Genomic DNA, 1,661 nt, shown 5'->3' on the forward strand with positions numbered 1-1,661 from the left:
AGCGCCAGCAGCGCCACCGCCGCCAGCGGCAGGCCGAGCTGCGGCGGCCGGCGGTAGCGGCCGGTCGCGCGCAGGTAGTGGCCGGTCAGCGTCGCGGTCAGCGGCGCGGCCAGTGACATCGGCATCATCAGCAGCCCGGCCGCGGCGGCGCTCCTGCCGAGGCCGATCTGCAGCCAGGCCGGCACCAGCACCGCGACCGCGAGGAAGCCGCCGAACACCAGGAACAGCGCCGCGCCGGTCGGTGCGACCACCGGATCGCGGAAGAAGGCCGGCGGCAGCAGCGGCTCGGCCGTGTGCCGCTGGCGGTGCGCGAACAGCAGCGCCGGAACGACGGCGAGCGCCAGCAGGCCGAGGATCGGCGCCGAGGCCCACGGCCAGCGGTGGCCGCCGAAGCTCAGCGCCAGCAGCAGCGCCGTCGTCGCCGTCGACAGCAGCACGATGCCGGGCAGGTCGATGCGCCCGCGCGTGCCGCCGCGCACCGGCAGCCGGCGCAGCACGCGATCGGTGATCACGAGCGCCGCGAGTCCGAGCGGCAGGTTGATCCAGAAGATCCACGGCCAGCCCAGGTATTGCGTCAGCAGCCCGCCGAGCGTCGGTCCGAGCAGGCCGGCGCAGGCCCAGACCGACGCGAAGTAGGCGACGTAGCGCCCGCGCTCGCGCGGCGGCACCACGTCGGCGACCGTCGCCTGCGCCAGCGTGATCAGCCCGCCGCCGCCGAGGCCCTGCAGCGCGCGCGCCGCGATCAGCATCGGCATCGAAGTCGCGAGCGAGCAGAGCACCGAGCCGCCGAGGAACACGATCAGGCAGCCGGCGAGCACGCGCCGGCGCCCGAGCACGTCGCTCGCCTTGCCGAGCACCGGGGTGGCGCAGGTCGAGGCGAGCAGGTAGGCGGTGACCACCCAGGACATCAGCTCGACCCGGCCGAGCTCGGCGGCGATCGCCGGCAGCGCCGTGGCGACGATGCTCTGGTCAAGCGCGGCGAGGAACAGCGCCAGCACCGAGCCGAGCACGACGGCGCGGACCTCGGCAGCGGTCAGCGGCGCGGGGACGGAATCGGACATCTCGGGATACCGGCGGATGAGGCGGGGCGACGGAATCTGGACCCGCGCGAACGGCGGCGGTTCGTCAGCGTACGCGGAAACCGCCGTCGCGCAGCGCCTGCACGATGCCGGTGACGTGATCGAGCCCGCGGGTTTCCAGCGTCAGGTCGAGTTCGGCCTCGCGCAGGCCGACCTCGGCGGCGTCACGGCGCTGGCTGATCTGCAGGATGTTGGCGCGCTCGCGCGCGACCAGGCCGGCGACCTCGGCGATCGAACCGGGCCGGTCGGCGACGACGACGCGCAGGTGCGCGAGCCGCCCGTCGCGCTCCAGCCCGCGCTCGACGATCTTCGCGAGTTCGATCGGGTCGATGTTGCCGCCCGAGACCACGGCGACGATGCGCTTGCCGGCCGGGTCGCCGACGACGCCATCGAGCAGCGCCGCGATGCCGACCGCGCCGGCGCCTTCGGCCAGCAGCTTTTCCTGTTCGAGCAGGGTCAGGATCGCGCGCGCGATCGATTCCTCGTCGACGGTGACGATGCCGTCGAGCCAGGCCGCGGCCTGCGGATAGGTGTGCACGCCGACACGCGCGACCGCGATGCCGTCGGCGAGCGTCGCCGCCG

2 protein-coding genes are annotated in these 1,661 nt (G+C 74.5%); both read right to left on the reverse strand.

The genetic code is table 11. The features are described 5' to 3' along the window. Positions 1 to 1,061, reverse strand: a 1,061-nt coding sequence (locus PKE44_RS19175) for an MFS transporter (RefSeq protein WP_324554414.1), incomplete at its 3' end; no start/stop codon positions are given. A 64-nt stretch (positions 1,062 to 1,125) separates the two neighbouring features. After that, positions 1,126 to 1,661: pyridoxal-phosphate dependent enzyme (locus tag PKE44_RS19180; RefSeq protein ID WP_324554416.1), on the reverse strand; the 536-nt coding region annotated here is incomplete at its 5' end.

Origin of the sequence: Plasticicumulans sp. (assembly GCF_035331805.1) — a bacterium.
GTDB lineage: Bacteria > Pseudomonadota > Gammaproteobacteria > Competibacterales > Competibacteraceae > Plasticicumulans.